Consider the following 14,877-nt stretch of genomic DNA (forward strand, 5'->3'; position numbering starts at 1 on the left):
GACGGGCCAGGACATCCGCCACCCGTCGAGACGCACCGCACGCTGGGAGGCACCCACATGGCTGGTTACACCGGCACCAAGGACGACTACCTCAAGCGGCTGCGGCGGATCGAGGGGCAGGTTCGCGGCATCCAGCGCATGGTTGAGGAAGACACCTACTGCATCGACGTGCTCACCCAGGTCAGCGCGGTCACGAAGGCGCTACAGACGGTGAGCCTCGGCCTGCTCGAAGACCACGTCGGGCACTGCGTCGTCGACGCGGCCCGTGAATCCGACGAAGCTGCCGAGCAGAAGGTGCGTGAGGCGTCCGACGCAATCGCCCGCCTGGTGCGCAGCTGATCCACCCCAAACGCTCGAAGGAGGAGCAATGACCCGGACCGACATCATCGTGCACGGCATGACCTGCGGACACTGCGTCAACGCGGTCACCGAAGAACTCAAGACCATCGACGGCGTGCAGGACGTGCAGATCGACCTGCACGAGGGCGGCAACTCGCCGGTGATCATCACCAGCGAGGGCGACCTCGACGCGCAGGCCGTCGCGGACGCCGTCGACGAGGCGGGCTACCAGGTCGTCGGCTGACCCGCACCGCCACGGGCACCGCGTCAGATGATGACGCGGCCCTTGCTGCAGTCGAACGTCACCGACATGACGCCGGGTGTGCCGTGCAGCGCGGCGAAGTCGAACTCGATGTCCGGCTCCCAGTCCTCCCGGTCGACGCCGGGCTCGCCGACCAGGCCGAGCCACTCCCGGATCCGCTCCGGCGACCCGGCGATCTGCATACCCGCGAGCGCCGCGGTCGTCGGGCCCTCGGTGGACGGGTGGTCCTGACCCTTCTGCCATTCGATGAAGAACGGCACCTGCGGGTCGGCCAGCAGGCCCAGGATGCCGATCTGCTTCCAGCAGATCTCCACACCGTCGGGACGGTGCCGATTGCCGGGCACCGCGCTGCGGCCCAGCAGCCGCTCGGCGATCGACATGTCCTCGACCTCGACGACCCAGCCGAGCCAGCCGCCGCCGGCAGCGGACCGCGCGCGGACCGCCTGACCGAAGGGCGCCTTGTCGGACGCCGGGTGGTCGAGCACCTCGACGACCTCGACGAACCGGTGCTCCATGAGCGGGATGATCGAATTGCGAGTGCCGAATCGCGGGTGCAGGCCGCCATCGACCGGCTCAACCCCCAGCAGCGCCCCGAGTCGCTTCGCGGTTGCGACCATTCCGTCAGGTTCTGCGGCAAAAACCAGATGATCAACTCGCATGAACCGATGGTGCCACTGCGGCTCAGCTCAACGTGCAGCGGGTCCGCGCTGACGTACGGCTTCGTAAAGAATGATCGCCGCCGAGGTGGCCACATTCAGCGAATTGGCCTTGCCGGTCATGGGGATCCGGACACGGACGTCGGCAACGTCGAGCGCCTCCGTGGTCAGCCCCTCCTTCTCCGTGCCGACCAGGATCGCGACCGGGCCGGTGAGGTCGACGTCGGTGTGCAGCGCGGTCGCGGCCGGTGTCGCGGCGACCAGCCGGATGCCGCGCTCGCGTGCCCAACCGAGCGTCTCGTCAGTGGTCGCCGTGGCCACCTGCACCGAGAAGACCGTGCCCTTCGAGCTGCGCACGACGTTGGGGTTGCCCCAGTCGGTCACCGGATTCGCCGCGACCACTGCGTCGACTCCAGCAGCATCCGCGGTGCGCAACATTGCGCCGAGATTGCCTGGCTTCTCGACGCTTTCGGCGATCAACAGCAGTGAGTTGTCCGGCAGCGTCAGCTCGCGCGGCGCGGCGCCGACGGCCGGCACGACCGCGAGGAACCCGTCCGCACCCTCGCGGTAGGCGACCTTCTCGAACGCCGCTCGACCCAGCCGGACGATCTGTGCGCCGGCGTCCCGCGAGCGCCGCACCACCTCGTCCTGTGCCGTCGGGTCGGCCATCAGCTCGCTGCAGATGTAGAGCTCCTGGGGCCGGACACCCGCCTCGAGTGCGAGACCGAGCTCGTCATACCCCTCCAGCAGGGTGCGTCCCGCCTCCTCCCGGTGCCGCCGACGACGCAACGCGACGAGCGCCTTGAGCCGCGGGTTGGCCGCCGAGGTGATCGTCTGGTCGGCCACGTCACGCCAGCTGCCGGAGTATGACGGCCGCGCCGTCCTCCTCGATCGGGCCGGTCACCTCGTCCGCGGCGGCCTTGACCTCGTCGGGCGCCTGGCCCATCGCGACCCCACGTGCCGCCCAGTTGAGCATCTCCAGGTCGTTGGTGTGGTCGCCGATCGCGACCGTGTCGGCCGGCTCGACCTGCAGCCGGCGCCGGACCTGTTCGAGCGCCGACGCTTTGGAGACGCCCTCGGGGTTGACGTCCAGCCAGGCGGTGAACCCGACGGCGTAGTTGACGCCGTGCAGACCCAGCCGGTCCACCAGTTGGACGAAGTCCTCCGAGGTCCCGCTCGGCGACCGGAAGGTGAGGCGCGTGGTGGGCTCCTTGCCGAGCTCGTCCCAGCCGAGCACCTTGATGGGGCCGATGAGTTCGCCGTCCGGGAAGGGGCCGCTGACCTTCGTCGCGACGCCCGGCTCCTCGACGCCGACCACCGCGTCCGGCCAGGCGTCCTTCAGCACCTCGAGGACGGGTGCCGGGTCGAAGGTCACCTTGTCGACGATCTCCCAGCCGGAGCCGTGCAACGTGGCGATCACCGCGCCGTTGGAGGTGACCGCGAATCCGCTTGTCAAGGAGAGCATTTGGATGATCGGCTCGGCGCCCAGAATGCTTCGTCCCGTGGCGATGACGACGTGGTGACCGGCGTCGGCGACGGCCCGCACCGCGTCCCTCACTTCGTCACTCAGGTATCCGTCGTGGTGGAGCAGCGTCCCGTCGATGTCCAGGGCGACCAGTTTCTTCCGCACGGGGACAGCGTATGGGTCGCTCACTCGGCAATCGTCGGCTGAGGTCGTCCACAGTCGGTATGTCTTCGTCACTTCCGGGTCCTGCCGTCGGCCGTGCTCGACGGTATGCCGGAAGCCGCCATACGACTCTGACGGCGATATTCACGAGTGACGGGGGAATTCGACCGTCAGCCGTGAGTCGGGCCGTCAGGGTGGGCCCGGGGTTGGGGAAGTCGTGGCCCGCGGACACTCCTCAGGCGGGGCGGATGACGTCGGTCCCCAGGAACGGCTGCAGCGCGGCCGGCACCCGGATCGAACCGTCGGCCTGCTGGTGGTTCTCCAGCAGCGCGACGATCGGCCGGGTGTCGGTGAGCATCGTGCCGTTGAGCGTGGCGACGAACTCGGTCTTGCCGCCCTCGCTGCGCTGTCGGATGTTCAGCCGACGCGCCTGATAAGTCGTGCAATTCGACGTCGAAGTGAGCTCGCGGTATTTGCCCTGGGTCGGCACCCACGCCTCGCAGTCGAACTTGCGCGCGGCCGACCCGCCGAGGTCGCCGGCGGCGACGTCGATGACCCGGTAGGGCAGCTCCAGACCGTCCAGCAGGCGCCGCTCGATGCGCAGCAGGTTCTGGTGCTCGGCCTCGGCCTGCGCCGGGTCGCAGTAGACGAACATCTCGGTCTTGGTGAACTGGTGCACGCGGAAGATGCCGCGGGTGTCCTTGCCGTAGGAGCCGGCCTCCCGGCGGTAGCAGGTCGAGGTGGCGGTGTAACGCAGCGGACCGTCGGACAGGTCGATGATCTCGTCGGTGTGGTAGCCGGCGAGCGCGACCTCGCTGGTCCCCGTGAGGTAGAGGTCGTCCGAGGCCAGGTGGTAGACGTCCTCGTGCGCGTCGAGGTAACCGGTGCCGCCCATGGTGGCGGCACTGACGAGCGTGGGGACGACCAGCGGAGTGAAACCCTCCTCCGCGGCGATGCTCTGCGCGTAGGCCATCAGCGCGTTGGACAGCCGTGCGCCGGCACCCTTGAGGAAGTAGAACCGCGAGCCGCTGACCTTGGCGCCGCGCTCCATGTCGATGGCGCCGAGCTTCTCACCGAGCGCCAGGTGGTCCAGCGGCTCGAAGTCGAACTCCCGTGGCGTGCCGATGATTTCCAGCGTCTCGAAGTCGTCCTCGCCGCCGGCGGGCACACCGTCGAGCACGATGTTGTCGAGCTCCCGGATGAGCGTGGTGAAGTCCTTGTCCTCCTGGTCGGCGGCGGCTTCGCGACGCTTGACCTCGGCCGCCAGCTCGGCCGCCTTGGCCCGGGCCTCATCGGCCTCCTTGGCCAGCACGTCGACATCTGCCGAGCCGGCCTTCCGCGCCGCGTTGAGCTTGCCCATCGCCGCACCGACCGACTTGCTGACCGACTTCTGCTGCGAGCGCAGGCTCTCGAACTCGGTGATGGACGAGCGGCGCTTCTCGTCGGCAGCGAGCACCTGGTCGACCAGGCTCTCGTCGGCGCCGCGAGCGCGCTGGCTCGCACGCACGAGGTCGGGGTTGTCACGCACTAGCTTGATGTCGATCACGACAGGCAAGGCTACGCGGCGCGCCGCTGCCTTGTGCAACCCGATAACGTCAGCCGGAGTCGAAGTGACCGGTGAGTAACGAGGAAGGTGCACCCAGTGCAGCGTGCTGCGGTGATCGTCAATCCCACCAAGGTGAAGGACGTGCGGTCGTTGCGGGACCAGCTGACCGCTGTCTTCCGGGGATACGGCTGGGCGCCGCCGCTGTGGTCCGAGACCAGCGTCGCGCAGCCGGGCACGACCCAGGCGTATGACGCGCTCGCCCGGCACGTCGATCTGGTCGCTGTCCTCGGCGGCGACGGCACCATCCGGTATGTCGCCACCGCGCTGCTCGGCACCGGCACACCGCTCGCCGTGCTGGCCGGCGGCACCGGCAACCTCTTCGCCCGCCAATTACGCCTCCCGGTCGGCCGGTACGCCGATGCCCTGCGCATCGCGCTGTCCGGCGCCGACACGCCGGTCGATGCGATCCGGGTCGGTCTGGACGCCGATGGATCCGGTGACTTCGCCGACGAGCACATCGGCTTGGTGATGGGCGGGATCGGCCGCGACGCGGACATCATGGCCGACACCACCGAGAAGCTGAAGTCGCGTCTCGGCTGGGCGGCATACCTCGTGGCGGGGCTGAAACAGGTGCGCCACGAACGTTTTTCGGCGCGCATCGGGTTCGATGACCGGCCGCCGTTCCACCGCGACGTGACCGCCGTGCTCGCCGGCAACTGCGGGATCCTGCAGGGTGGGCTGCAGCTGATGCCGGATGCCGTCGTCGACGACGGCCTGCTCGACGCCGTCGTCGTGCGTGGTGGCGGGCTGCGCTGGGCGCCGGTGCTCAGCAAGGTCGTCGCCCGCTCGCGGACCGACTCCGCACACTTCCGCCGCGCCCAGTGCGCCGAACTCATCATCTCGGCCGACGCACCGCAGCGGGTGGAGCTCGACGGCGATGTCATCGGCACCGCGCGCACGGCCCGGTTCCGCGCCGATCGTGGTGCATTGACGGTGCGGCTGCCGCGATGAGGCAGCGGTTCCGCTTCGCCAGCACCCACCACCTCGCGGCCCCCCGCGACGCGGTCTTCGAGGTGCTGCGGGACGCCGAGCGGTGGCCGGAGTGGTGGCCACAGATCCGCTCGGTGGTCCCGTATGACGACACCCACGGCCGCACCGAGATCCGCAGCGTGCTCCCCATGACGCTGCGGATCGAGCTCACCTCCGAGCGCGCCGACCGAGAGTCCGGCGTGCTGCGAGCGACCTTGGCCGGTGACCTGGTCGGCTGGTCGCAGTTCGCGCTGCGCGCCGACGGCGCCGCGGCGACCTGGCTGCACTACACCCAGGAGGTCGAGGTGCGGATGTCCGGCTGGGCCGGCCGGCTGGCCGGTTGGCGGCTGCTGCGGCCAGTGCTCGTCGCGAACCACGCGATGATGATGCGCAGCGGCATGCGCGGGCTGCAGCGTCGCGCATCGGCCGGCTGACCCCGATCGGGCAGCGGGCGACATAATCGGGGCAGGTCGGGGTCGGCCCGATCCGCACGTTCGTCGACGACCGAGGACTTCGCATGCAGACCCGCGAGATGCGGCGCCGCACCCGCCGGAAGGGCAGCATCGCGATCGCCGTCGGCGCCGCTCTCGCGGTGGCCGGTGGACTGGCGCTCGCCGCCGGCCTGCAGAACGGCTCCGGGCGGGCGGCTGCACTCCCGTCGTGGTCGACATCCGGCACCGGCGACTCGTCGACCGTCGCGAGCAGCAGTTCCGTGCCGAAACGCTCCGTCAAACCGTCGCCGACGGCGTCGACCGGGCACGCATCGCCGCTGCCGAAGCCGCGCAGCAACAGCACCCCGGTGCCGATCGCGAATCCCGCCGGTGCTCCGTGCATTCCGGCCAGTCTGACGGTCTCCGGCGTCGGCATCACCGGGGAGCGGGTCGTCGCGATGGGAACAAACGCGCAGGGCCAGATCTACCCGCCACCGCACACCACGATGTGGTACGACCGGTCGGCACAGCCGGGGCAGCGCGGCATCTCGGTGATCGCCGGTCACGTGACGTATGACGGCCCCGACAACTTCTACAACCTGCGCAACGTCCGGGTCGGCACCGCCGTGTCCGTGCTGTGCGCGAACGACAAGGCCGTCAGCCTCACGGTCACCCACCTGGAGTCGGTGCCGAAGAACGAACTCACGACCGACCAGCGGGTGTGGGGCGGCAGCTCGACGCCGGTCGTCGTGCTCGTCACCTGCGACATCGACTCACCGATGGTCGCCGGGCATCACCTGAACAACTTCGTGGTCTGGACCAAGCCGGCCTGAGCCGTGGGTACGACTCAGTGCCGCTCGGGCGCGGCGGCATACACCCCGAGGATCTTGACGTCGGTGGTGAAGAAGCGCAGTTCGTCCAGCGCACGCTTCAGCCCGGGATCGTCCGGGTGCCCGTCGACCTCGCTGAGGAACTGCGTGGCGGCGAATCTGCCGCCCACCATGTAGGACTCGAGCTTCGTCATGTTGATGCCGTTGGTGGCGAACCCGCCGAGCGCCTTGTAGAGCGCGGCCGGGATGTTGCGGACGTTGAAGATGAAGCTGGTCACCATCGGCCCCGAACCCCGCGGCGGCACCACGAAGTCCCGGGACAACACCACGAAGCGAGTGGTGTTGTGGTCCTCGTCCTCGATGTCCTCGCGCAGCACGTCCAGCCCGTAGATCGACGCCGCCAGCGGCGGACTGATCGCGGCCATCGTCGGGTCTCCGGCCTCGGCGACCTCGCGTGCGGCGCCGGCCGTGTCACCGGAGATCACCGGCTCGAGGCCGAGCTCGTGGATCACGTGGCGGCACTGGCCGAGCGCGTGCACGTGGCTGTGCACCGTGCGTAGTTGGTCGAGGGACGCACCCGGGACCCCCATCAGCGAGAACCGGACCCGGTGGAAGTGCTCGGCGACGATGTGCAGACTGCTCGCCGGCAGGAAGTGATGTATGTCGGAGACGCGTCCGGCCACCGAGTTGTCGATCGGGATCAACGCCAGATCGGCATCCGGGCCGCCGTCGTCGGTCCGCTCCACGGCCGCGAAGACGTCCTCGAACGAGGCGCACGGCACGGCCTCCAGGTGGGGGTATTCGCGTTCGCACACGGCGTGCGAGTTGGAGCCGGGTTCGCCCTGATAGGCGATGCGTCGATGCTGGATCACTCCCGAAGTTTACGAGCGCCACTGTCATACGCCCTGCCGGGTGACCCACACCACCCGGTGAGGACGAGGGAATCGATGGGTTCGTCCCGTACGCTTTGCCCGGTGTTACGACGGTGGCTGGCGTGGGTCGTGTGCCTGTCCGTCGTCGCCGTCGGTGGGTCCTTCCTCATCTCCTACCTGACCCGCTGGCCGGCCGCGCAGCCGATCAGCCAGCCGGGTCCCGTCATCGTCGTCAGCCAGCCGACCTTGTCCTGGGACCAGGTCAGCGCCCGGCGGACGCCGAACCTGTGGAAGCTCGCCACGGAGGGCGCCGTCGGCTCGCTCACCACCCGCAGCCTCAGCTCGCACAGCTGTGACAGCCAGTCGTGGCTGACTTTCGGCGCCGGGAAGCGCACCACCTACGGCGCCTCGGTGCCGATGACACCACCCGGGCAGAAACCGGCACCGTGCGTGGTGCAGCCTCCGCCCACGCCGCTCACCACCACGCCGACCACCGGCGCCGGCGCCCCCGCAGCGTATTCGTTCTGGCCGAAGCTGCGCGCGATCACCCTCGCTCGCACGGTGCCGGCCGATCCGTCCAACCTGACCACCCGGCTGACGCTCGCCGGCCAGTGCATCACCGCGGCCGGGCCGTATGCCCCCCTCGCGGCGGCCAACGCCGTAGGGCGGGTCGAGCACTACGTCGCCGACCCGGCCACCGTCGACCTCCGCTCCTGCCCGGTCACGCTGGTCAGTCTTCCCCGCATCGACGACGCCCTGCTCGGAAGAATCCTCGCCAGAGCTCCTGCCGACGCGACCATCGTGGTCGCGGGCTTCGCGGACGACACCAGGCCGGAGGTGTTGCACACCGTCGTCCTCCGCGGCCCGGGGGTGCCGCACGGGCTGCTCACGTCATACTCCACGCAACAGCCCGGGGTCGTGCAGCTGACCGACCTGACCGCGCTGCTCCTCGCCCGGCTCGGCACCAAGGCGCCGCGCCTGCCCGAGGGCCGGGCACCGATGGTGCAGCCGCGCGCGACCGGCATCAGCGCGATCACCGACGCGTCGATGGTGGCCATGCAGTTGCGGATCGAGCACGGGCTCTCCGGTGACTTCCTCACCCGATTCGTGATCACCATGGCCGTCCTGCTCGGCGCCGGGCTCGTCTGGTGGCTGCTGCGCCGGCGGCGGGTGCGGGCCGGCCGCACGTCCGGCTCGGGCAGCGCGCTGCGGTGGTGGATCAGCGGGTGCGCCGCCCTCACCGCGTCGATGCCGGTCAGCACCTGGCTGGTCGGGCTGGTGCACTGGTGGGACGCACCCGAACCGCGCACCGCGCTCGGCTGGGGCATCGTCGGGATCGCCGCGATCATCGCCGCGCTGGCCCTGCTCGGGCCGTGGCGACGCCACCCGATCGGTCCCCCGGTGTTCATCGCCACCGTCACCCTGTCGGTGCTGTTGCTCGACGTCATCCACGGCACGCCGCTGCAGTTCGTGTCGATCATGGGTCTGCAACCGGTGTATGGCGGGCGCTTCTACGGGATGGGCAACGTCGGGGACGCCATGATCGCGACCTCCGCGCTGCTCATCTCGGCACTGCTCGCCGGCGTGCTCTACGGCAAGGGGCACCGCCGGCTCGCGGCGGCGACCGTCATCCTCATCGGACTCGTCACGTTGCTGGTCGACGGCACGCCCACCTGGGGCGCCGACGGCGGCGGCCCGCTGGCGATGTTCCCGGCGTTCGCCTACCTCGCGCTGAACGCCGGCGGGCTGGCGCTGACCTGGCGGCGCGCCGCGCTCATCGGCGGCACGGCGGTCGGGATCGTGGGCTCGATGGCGGTGCTCGATTACCTCCGGCCGCCGCAATACCGCACGCACTTGGGCGATTTCGTCGCGCAGATCCGCTACCACGGTGACTTCTCCGGCATTCAGCGCATCATCACGGCCAACTGGCACATGCTGCGGAGCAACGGTTTGACCGCCCTGGTGCCGCTGATCCTGGTGGTGTCCTTCATCGTCCTTCTCACACCGTCCCGGTGGCCGGGACGGGCGTTGTTGCCCCTGGTCAGACGCGTGCCGCTGCTCGGCGAGGGCATCGCAGCGATTGTCGTCTTCTGGTTCATCGGCTTCGTGTCGAACGACTCCGGTGTCTCCATCCCGCCGACCGGCCTGTTGATCCTGGTGCCGCTGCTCCTGCTGCTTGCCGCCGCGCCGACTGCCGCGCCCGACGCCGGGCCGCGGATGAAGGGAACGCTGGCACACCCAAAGCGGCAGCCGGAGCCCGAACTCCGACCCGAGTGAGGAAAGGGACGGCCGGGGTCCCCGCGAAGTATCGGAGCGACGAAGGAGCGGAGAACTTCGTGGGGTGGCCTCAGCGGATCGTGATCTGACGCGACACCAGACCGGCTCGCGCCCGGCGCTCCTCGTCGGTCAGGGCGTCGCCTGCACGCACCGAGGCGAGGGCCTCACCGAAACGAGCGGCCAGTTCACCCATTGCCGTGTCGTATGACGCGGCGTCCGCCGAGGCGTCGACCTCCCAGACCGGCACGAGGAGGCCACAGGTGCGGAAGGCGCCGAGCAACCTTCCGTCGGTCCCGAGGCTGTCCCGTCCGGCGGCGTGCAGCCGGGCCAGCGCGGCGGTGGCTTCGTCCTCCGCGTGCGGGAGAACCCAACGGACATAGGTCCGTTCGCCGATGTGGCACCAGTATGCCGACGACGTCGACGGCAGCGCCGCGGTCGGCGAGATGGCGGCGTTGGCCTGCTCGAGCGAAGCGGCCGCGGCATCGTCCAACTCGCCCTGCTCGACCCAGAAGTCGAATCCGTCGTGCAGCTCCACGTCCAGCGCCTCCCCGGTGAGGAGGTCCTGCAACCGCGGGGTGTCGGCGCTCACCGGCGGCGTCTTCGGCACCGGTGTTCCCGGCGCGGCGTCGACGGTGGCGATCAGAGCGGCGGCGAGGTCCCGGGACAGGTCGCCGGAGCCGGCGCCGGACTGGGTGGCAATGAAGCGCTCGCCGTCGTTGCGGCACAGGGCCGCCCACGCCAGCGGCAGCACGGTGGCGACGGTGGCGGTGTGCTCGGCCCCGTCATACGAGAAGGAGATCCGCGCGGTCGCCGCCGGCAGGATCTCACGCATCGCGACCCAGCTGGTCTCACCGGCCAATCCGTCGAACGGCCTCGCGGCAAACGGAACTCGCGCGGCGCGTGCGGTCTTCTTGTCGGCGCCCTTGCGGCGCGATGCCTTACCCATGACTGCCCACCTTATGTGGTGTCAGCGCCGCGGATCGCGTCAGCGACGGCAGCCAGCGCGAGCAGCCGGACCACGTCGACGTGCGCCGGTACCTCACCCGTTGCCGCGGCGACGAACGCGTCGCCGTCGAATCGCGTGTGCGGCGGAGTGATCGCCCGTGCGAGGCCGTCGTGGGCCCCCTGCGCGACGATGCGGCAGCCGATCTTGTCGAGCCGCGCGTTGGTGGCGACCAGCCCGATGGTGGTGTGCGTGCGGTCGAAGTCGAAGCCGCCCTCCAACGCCTGGACCGGCGCAAGGTCGACACCGGACGTGCCGGGGTCGATGTCACCGAAAGCGTTGACCACCACCAGCGCCCACACCACGACGTCTCCCAGCTGTCGCGTCGCGGTGCGGATGCCGCCGGGCTGCGCACCCTGCGGGCCGCGCCAGTGGCTGACGAAGGCACCGGTCCCGGCACCCACCTGTCCGGTTTCCGGGTCGTGGGTGGTCGCGGCGAGCGCCGCGGCATACCCCTGCTCGGGGCCGGGACGCACCGTGCGGTCGCCGACCGCGAGATCGAAGATCCCGAGGGCAGGCACGATCGGCACCGCCCCGGCAGGCGTGGGCACGCCGCGACCCAGCTCCTCCATGCGGCGCATCACGCCGTCCGCCGCGGCCAGGCCGAACGCCGAGCCACCGGTGAGCAGCAGTGCGTCGATGCTGGTGACGGACTTGTCGGGCTCCAGCAGGGTAAGTTCCCGGGCCGCGGGTGCACCGCCTCGGCATTCGTACGACGCCACCGTGCCGGGCGGGAATTCCACGACGGTGCAGCCTGTTTCGGCGGCCGCGTCGGTCCAGTGCCCGACCTTGACGCCGGCGACGGGAATCGCCATACCTGGTGACTCAGATCCGCCGTCGCGACGCGCCCCCGAGGGCCGCCCACACGAGGGTGTGGCCGTCCTCGTCGGCGACGCCCCACTCGTAGGCGAGCGAGCGCACGATGCGGAGACCGCGACCGCTGGGAGCCCAGTCGGCCTGTGGTCTCGGTTTGGGCTGCTTCCCGGACCCGCCGTCGGTCACCTCGATCTCGACCCGCGGCGGACGCGCGCGCCAGCGGACCCGCACGGTGCCGTCGGGCAGCGGACGGCCGTGCAGGATGGCGTTGGCCACCAGCTCGGCGACCACGGTCTCGGCCTCCTCGACCACGTTGTCCGGCAGCTTGCCGCTGCCGAGGTCGGCGACGACCTCTTCGCGCACCTGCGGGACGGAGTCGATGGTCCACGGCAGCCGGACCGTCCGCACCCAGGGCTCGGCCCTGTGCTTGTCACTCACGCAGTCATCATGCCCGACGGGCGACTCAGCCCTCCGCGTAGGCCGCGTCGACCATTTCCCTGACCAGACGCGGACGGTTGGAGATGATGGCGTCCACGCCGAGGGTGAGGCACAGCTCGATGTCCGGCTCCGTGTCCACGGTCCAGACGTGCACCTGGTGGCCGTAATGATGTTGGCGGGCAACGAATTCCGGACTGCGGCGAATGATGCCCATGCGGGGGCCGGCGATCGCGACGTTGGAGGGCAGGCCGTCCCGGAAGAACGGCGACGTCCCGACCTCGATGAGCTGCACCCGCTGCACGTGCGGCGCGAGCTTGGCCATCCGCTGGATCGCCATGGAGGAGAACGACATCACGCGGACCACCGGCTTGTCCGGGGCCGGCCGCAGCAGATCGAAGTCGGCGAGCACGCCGACCAGGCGCCGCTCGACCTCTCCGGCATACCGCGTCGGGTGTTTGGTCTCGATGACCAGGTCGGGGTTGCGGTTGGCGGCCAGGGTGGAACGGATCAGCTGGCGCAGGGTGAGGATGCTCGCGTGGTGCCGGTCCGGCATCTCGTTGTCGTGGCCGTGGGCGGCCTTCCAGCTGCCCCAGTCCATGCCCTCGAGCTGGGCGAGCTCGAGCGCCGAGACGACGCCGCGGCCGTCGGAGGTGCGGTTGACGCGCCGGTCGTGGACACACACCAGATGCCGGTCGGCGGTCAGCCGGACGTCGCACTCGAGGCCGTCGGCCCCTTCCGCGATCGCGCGTTCGTAGGCGCCGAGCGTGTGTTCGGGGTTGTCGTGGCTGGAGCCCCGGTGAGCGATCACCTTGGGCGGGCCGCCACCGAGAGGTGAGCCGATTGTGCGCACGATGCCATCGTTGCAAAGAAGCCTGCGGCTGCGTACGCGACCCGCGGCCTCCTCCCACCGAGAGGCTCACTTACGGCCCAGAGGCTCAGGAAAATGCGGCTCGCGGGCCCCGTCTTTCTGAGCCTGTCGGTCGTATCTGAGCCTTTCGGCGAGAAGGGCGGCAGGGGGTGGCGATCGGCTCAGCGCGAGGTGAGCAGCTCCGTCACCACCGTGACGTCATGGAAGGGGACGTCGCCGGTCGCGAGGTGCTGGACCCGCTCGTGGCCCTTGCCCGCGACGACCACCACGTCGCCAGCGCGTGCCGCCCGCAACGCCTCGTCGATCGCAGCCCGTCGGTCGAGCACGATGCGGGTGTTCGCCGCGTCGGCACCGGCCAGCACCTCGTCGGCGATCGCCTGGGGGTCCTCGTGGTAGGCGTCGTCGGTGGTGATGATCGCGACGTCGGCGAGCTCGGACGCGACCGCGCCCATCTTCGGCCGCTTGTCGCGGTCGCGGGCGCCGGCCGCGCCATACACACAGATCAGCCGGCCGTCGCCGGCGACCTCGCGCGCGACCTCGAGGACGGCGCGCAGCCCGACGTCGGTGTGCGCGTAGTCGACGACCACCTCGAAGCCGCGCTCGACAGCGGCGGGCACCCGCTCGAATCGTCCTGGGACCTGACCCATTTCGTGCACGGCGCGCACCAGGACGTCAGGTGACATGCCCATCTCGAGTGCGACCCCGGCGGCACCGGCGACGTTGTGCACGTTGTAGTCGCCGAGCAGCGGGATACGCAGGGTCAGCGTCCCCTGCCGCGGGGTGACCAGCTCGAAGACGGTGCGCACGCCGTCGCGCCGCTCGTGCTGGATCCGGTAGTCGGCCCCTTCGGCGGCTCCGAAGGTCAGCGTGCCGTCGATCTCACCCGCCAGCCGGGAGCCCCACGAGTCGTCGGCATTGGTGAGCTTCGGGCCCTGCGTCCATTCGAAGAGCTTCCGCTTGGTGCGGTAGTAGTCCTCCATCGTGCCGTGCAGGTCGAGGTGGTCACGGGTCAGGTTCGTGAAAAGCGCTGCGGCATACCGAGTTCCATCGACCCGGTGCAGATGTATGCCGTGCGAGCTGGTCTCCAGGACGACGTGCCGCACGCCGGAGTCCCGCATCCGTGCCAGGTTTGCCTGCACCTCCGTCGCCTCGCCGGTGGTGCGCACGGCCACCTCGTGCTGCGCGCCGACGATGATCTCGGCGGTCGTCATCAGTCCGGTCGACGCCTCGCCATACGCAGCAGTGAGGATCGCGTGCAGCACATAGGAACTCGTGGTCTTGCCGTTGGTGCCGGTGACGCCGTACACCGTCAGGTCGTATGACGGGTGCCCGGCCAGCTCGGTCGCGAGCGCGGCGAGCGCGATCCGGTCGTTCGGCACCACAGCTGTGGCCACGCCGTCGACCGGCTGCTCCGCGACGATCAGCCCCGCGCCACGCTCGAGGGCCTGCGGTACGAAATCGGCGCCACGGGAGGTGAAGCCGTTGATCGCGACGAAGGCCCCGCCGGGCACCACCGACCGCGAATCGTGGGTCACGGCGACGATCGGTCCCGGCAGCGGGGGCACTTCCACGCCGAGCACACGGGCGACGGTTTCCTGGTCCAACGGCACCGCAGGAGCGTACCTGCCACCGGCCGGCCGGCTGTGCTGCGGCGGCTGATCGGACGGCAGGAACGGCGTCTCGATGCGCTGATCTAATCAGATCTAGATTTTTTCCTAGATATCGACATATCGGCCGATCGGTCCAGTCCGTTCCGGCGAAATGGTGCCGCACGCCGGCCGGCACCATCGCCAAGGTTACGAACGGGTATCACGCGGCTCTCCAATGAGGGTCCGGACCGCTCCCCGTGTCAGACTCGCGGAAGCAAAGGGTGAGCGTCGGTC

16 protein-coding genes are annotated in these 14,877 nt (G+C 70.0%); 6 read left to right on the top strand and 10 right to left on the bottom strand.

All coding sequences use genetic code 11. The annotated features are described in order from the left end of the window. Positions 1-57: 57 nt before the first annotated feature. The gene (locus ACN8HC_RS01925; protein ID WP_490073178.1) at positions 58-339 is read left to right on the top strand and encodes a metal-sensitive transcriptional regulator; all 282 of its coding nucleotides are present in this window, start codon (positions 58-60) and stop codon (positions 337-339) included. A 28-nt stretch (positions 340-367) separates the two neighbouring features. Further along, positions 368-583: a heavy-metal-associated domain-containing protein gene (locus tag ACN8HC_RS01930; RefSeq protein WP_490073179.1), complete on the top strand. Its 216-nt coding sequence runs from the start codon at positions 368-370 to the stop codon at positions 581-583. 23 nt (positions 584-606) lie between these two features. On the opposite strand, the gene ACN8HC_RS01935 is transcribed toward ACN8HC_RS01930, so the two are convergent. The 4 genes from ACN8HC_RS01935 to serS all read right to left on the bottom strand — a co-directional run bounded on the left by ACN8HC_RS01935 (position 607) and on the right by serS (position 4,430). Then, positions 607-1,260: a VOC family protein gene (locus ACN8HC_RS01935; RefSeq protein WP_490073180.1), complete on the bottom strand. Its 654-nt coding sequence runs from the start codon at positions 1,258-1,260 to the stop codon at positions 607-609. A 27-nt stretch (positions 1,261-1,287) separates the two neighbouring features. Continuing rightward, positions 1,288-2,103: a TrmH family RNA methyltransferase gene (locus tag ACN8HC_RS01940; protein ID WP_490073181.1), complete on the bottom strand. Its 816-nt coding sequence runs from the start codon at positions 2,101-2,103 to the stop codon at positions 1,288-1,290. 1 nt (position 2,104) lies between these two features. After that, on the bottom strand, positions 2,105-2,887 hold the full coding sequence (locus ACN8HC_RS01945; RefSeq protein ID WP_490073182.1) for an HAD family hydrolase: 783 nt from the start codon (positions 2,885-2,887) through the stop codon (positions 2,105-2,107). Between the two features lie 232 nt (positions 2,888-3,119). Beyond that, on the bottom strand, positions 3,120-4,430 hold the full coding sequence (gene serS / locus ACN8HC_RS01950; protein ID WP_490073183.1) for a serine--tRNA ligase: 1,311 nt from the start codon (positions 4,428-4,430) through the stop codon (positions 3,120-3,122). Positions 4,431-4,526: 96 nt separating this feature from the next. Here serS and ACN8HC_RS01955 point away from each other — a divergent pair, with 96 nt between their 5' ends. From ACN8HC_RS01955 to ACN8HC_RS01965, 3 genes are all read left to right on the top strand, one after another. Then, positions 4,527-5,441 (top strand): diacylglycerol/lipid kinase family protein, encoded by a 915-nt coding sequence (locus ACN8HC_RS01955; RefSeq protein WP_490073184.1) that lies wholly within the window; start codon positions 4,527-4,529, stop codon positions 5,439-5,441. After that, positions 5,438-5,893, top strand: a complete 456-nt coding sequence (locus tag ACN8HC_RS01960; RefSeq protein WP_490073185.1) for an SRPBCC family protein — start codon at positions 5,438-5,440, stop codon at positions 5,891-5,893. The genes ACN8HC_RS01955 and ACN8HC_RS01960 overlap by 4 nt, the downstream gene beginning before the upstream one ends. Positions 5,894-5,976: 83 nt before the next feature. Then, positions 5,977-6,723, top strand: a complete 747-nt coding sequence (locus ACN8HC_RS01965) for a class F sortase (protein WP_490073186.1) — start codon at positions 5,977-5,979, stop codon at positions 6,721-6,723. Positions 6,724-6,737: 14 nt separating this feature from the next. Here ACN8HC_RS01965 and ACN8HC_RS01970 read toward each other — a convergent pair whose 3' ends face one another. After that, on the bottom strand, positions 6,738-7,592 hold the full coding sequence (locus ACN8HC_RS01970; RefSeq protein ID WP_490073187.1) for a prephenate dehydratase: 855 nt from the start codon (positions 7,590-7,592) through the stop codon (positions 6,738-6,740). 102 nt (positions 7,593-7,694) lie between these two features. Here ACN8HC_RS01970 and ACN8HC_RS01975 point away from each other — a divergent pair, with 102 nt between their 5' ends. Further along, positions 7,695-9,869 (top strand): hypothetical protein, encoded by a 2,175-nt coding sequence (locus ACN8HC_RS01975; RefSeq protein WP_490073188.1) that lies wholly within the window; start codon positions 7,695-7,697, stop codon positions 9,867-9,869. Between the two features lie 70 nt (positions 9,870-9,939). Here the strand turns inward: ACN8HC_RS01975 and ACN8HC_RS01980 are convergent, their stop codons facing one another. The 5 genes from ACN8HC_RS01980 to ACN8HC_RS02000 all read right to left on the bottom strand — a co-directional run bounded on the left by ACN8HC_RS01980 (position 9,940) and on the right by ACN8HC_RS02000 (position 14,604). Next, positions 9,940-10,815 (bottom strand): DUF5926 family protein, encoded by an 876-nt coding sequence (locus ACN8HC_RS01980; protein ID WP_490073189.1) that lies wholly within the window; start codon positions 10,813-10,815, stop codon positions 9,940-9,942. A gap of 11 nt (positions 10,816-10,826) precedes the next feature. Beyond that, the gene (locus ACN8HC_RS01985; RefSeq protein ID WP_490073190.1) at positions 10,827-11,687 is read right to left on the bottom strand and encodes a P1 family peptidase; all 861 of its coding nucleotides are present in this window, start codon (positions 11,685-11,687) and stop codon (positions 10,827-10,829) included. A gap of 10 nt (positions 11,688-11,697) precedes the next feature. Beyond that, the gene (locus ACN8HC_RS01990; RefSeq protein WP_490073191.1) at positions 11,698-12,126 is read right to left on the bottom strand and encodes an ATP-binding protein; all 429 of its coding nucleotides are present in this window, start codon (positions 12,124-12,126) and stop codon (positions 11,698-11,700) included. Between the two features lie 25 nt (positions 12,127-12,151). Then, on the bottom strand, positions 12,152-12,976 hold the full coding sequence (locus ACN8HC_RS01995) for a glycerophosphodiester phosphodiesterase (protein ID WP_490073192.1): 825 nt from the start codon (positions 12,974-12,976) through the stop codon (positions 12,152-12,154). A 179-nt stretch (positions 12,977-13,155) separates the two neighbouring features. Beyond that, a complete protein-coding gene (locus ACN8HC_RS02000) occupies positions 13,156-14,604 on the bottom strand; it encodes a UDP-N-acetylmuramoyl-L-alanyl-D-glutamate--2,6-diaminopimelate ligase (RefSeq protein WP_490073193.1) in 1,449 nt (482 codons plus the stop codon). Positions 14,605-14,877: the final 273 nt, after the last annotated feature.

This window comes from Flexivirga sp. YIM B11880 (genome assembly GCF_058148645.1).

Bases quoted from the DNA above. Each gene is read 5' to 3' on its own strand.
- ACN8HC_RS01925 (WP_490073178.1), top strand. From the start codon at position 58: ATGGCTGGTTACACCGGCACCAAGGACGACTACCTCAAGCGGCTGCGG.
- ACN8HC_RS01930 (WP_490073179.1), top strand. From the start codon at position 368: ATGACCCGGACCGACATCATCGTGCACGGCATGACCTGCGGACACTGC.
- ACN8HC_RS01935 (WP_490073180.1), bottom strand. From the start codon at position 1,260: ATGCGAGTTGATCATCTGGTTTTTGCCGCAGAACCTGACGGAATGGTC.
- ACN8HC_RS01960 (WP_490073185.1), top strand. From the start codon at position 5,438: ATGAGGCAGCGGTTCCGCTTCGCCAGCACCCACCACCTCGCGGCCCCC.
- ACN8HC_RS01965 (WP_490073186.1), top strand. From the start codon at position 5,977: ATGCAGACCCGCGAGATGCGGCGCCGCACCCGCCGGAAGGGCAGCATC.
- ACN8HC_RS01980 (WP_490073189.1), bottom strand. From the start codon at position 10,815: ATGGGTAAGGCATCGCGCCGCAAGGGCGCCGACAAGAAGACCGCACGC.
- ACN8HC_RS01985 (WP_490073190.1), bottom strand. From the start codon at position 11,687: ATGGCGATTCCCGTCGCCGGCGTCAAGGTCGGGCACTGGACCGACGCG.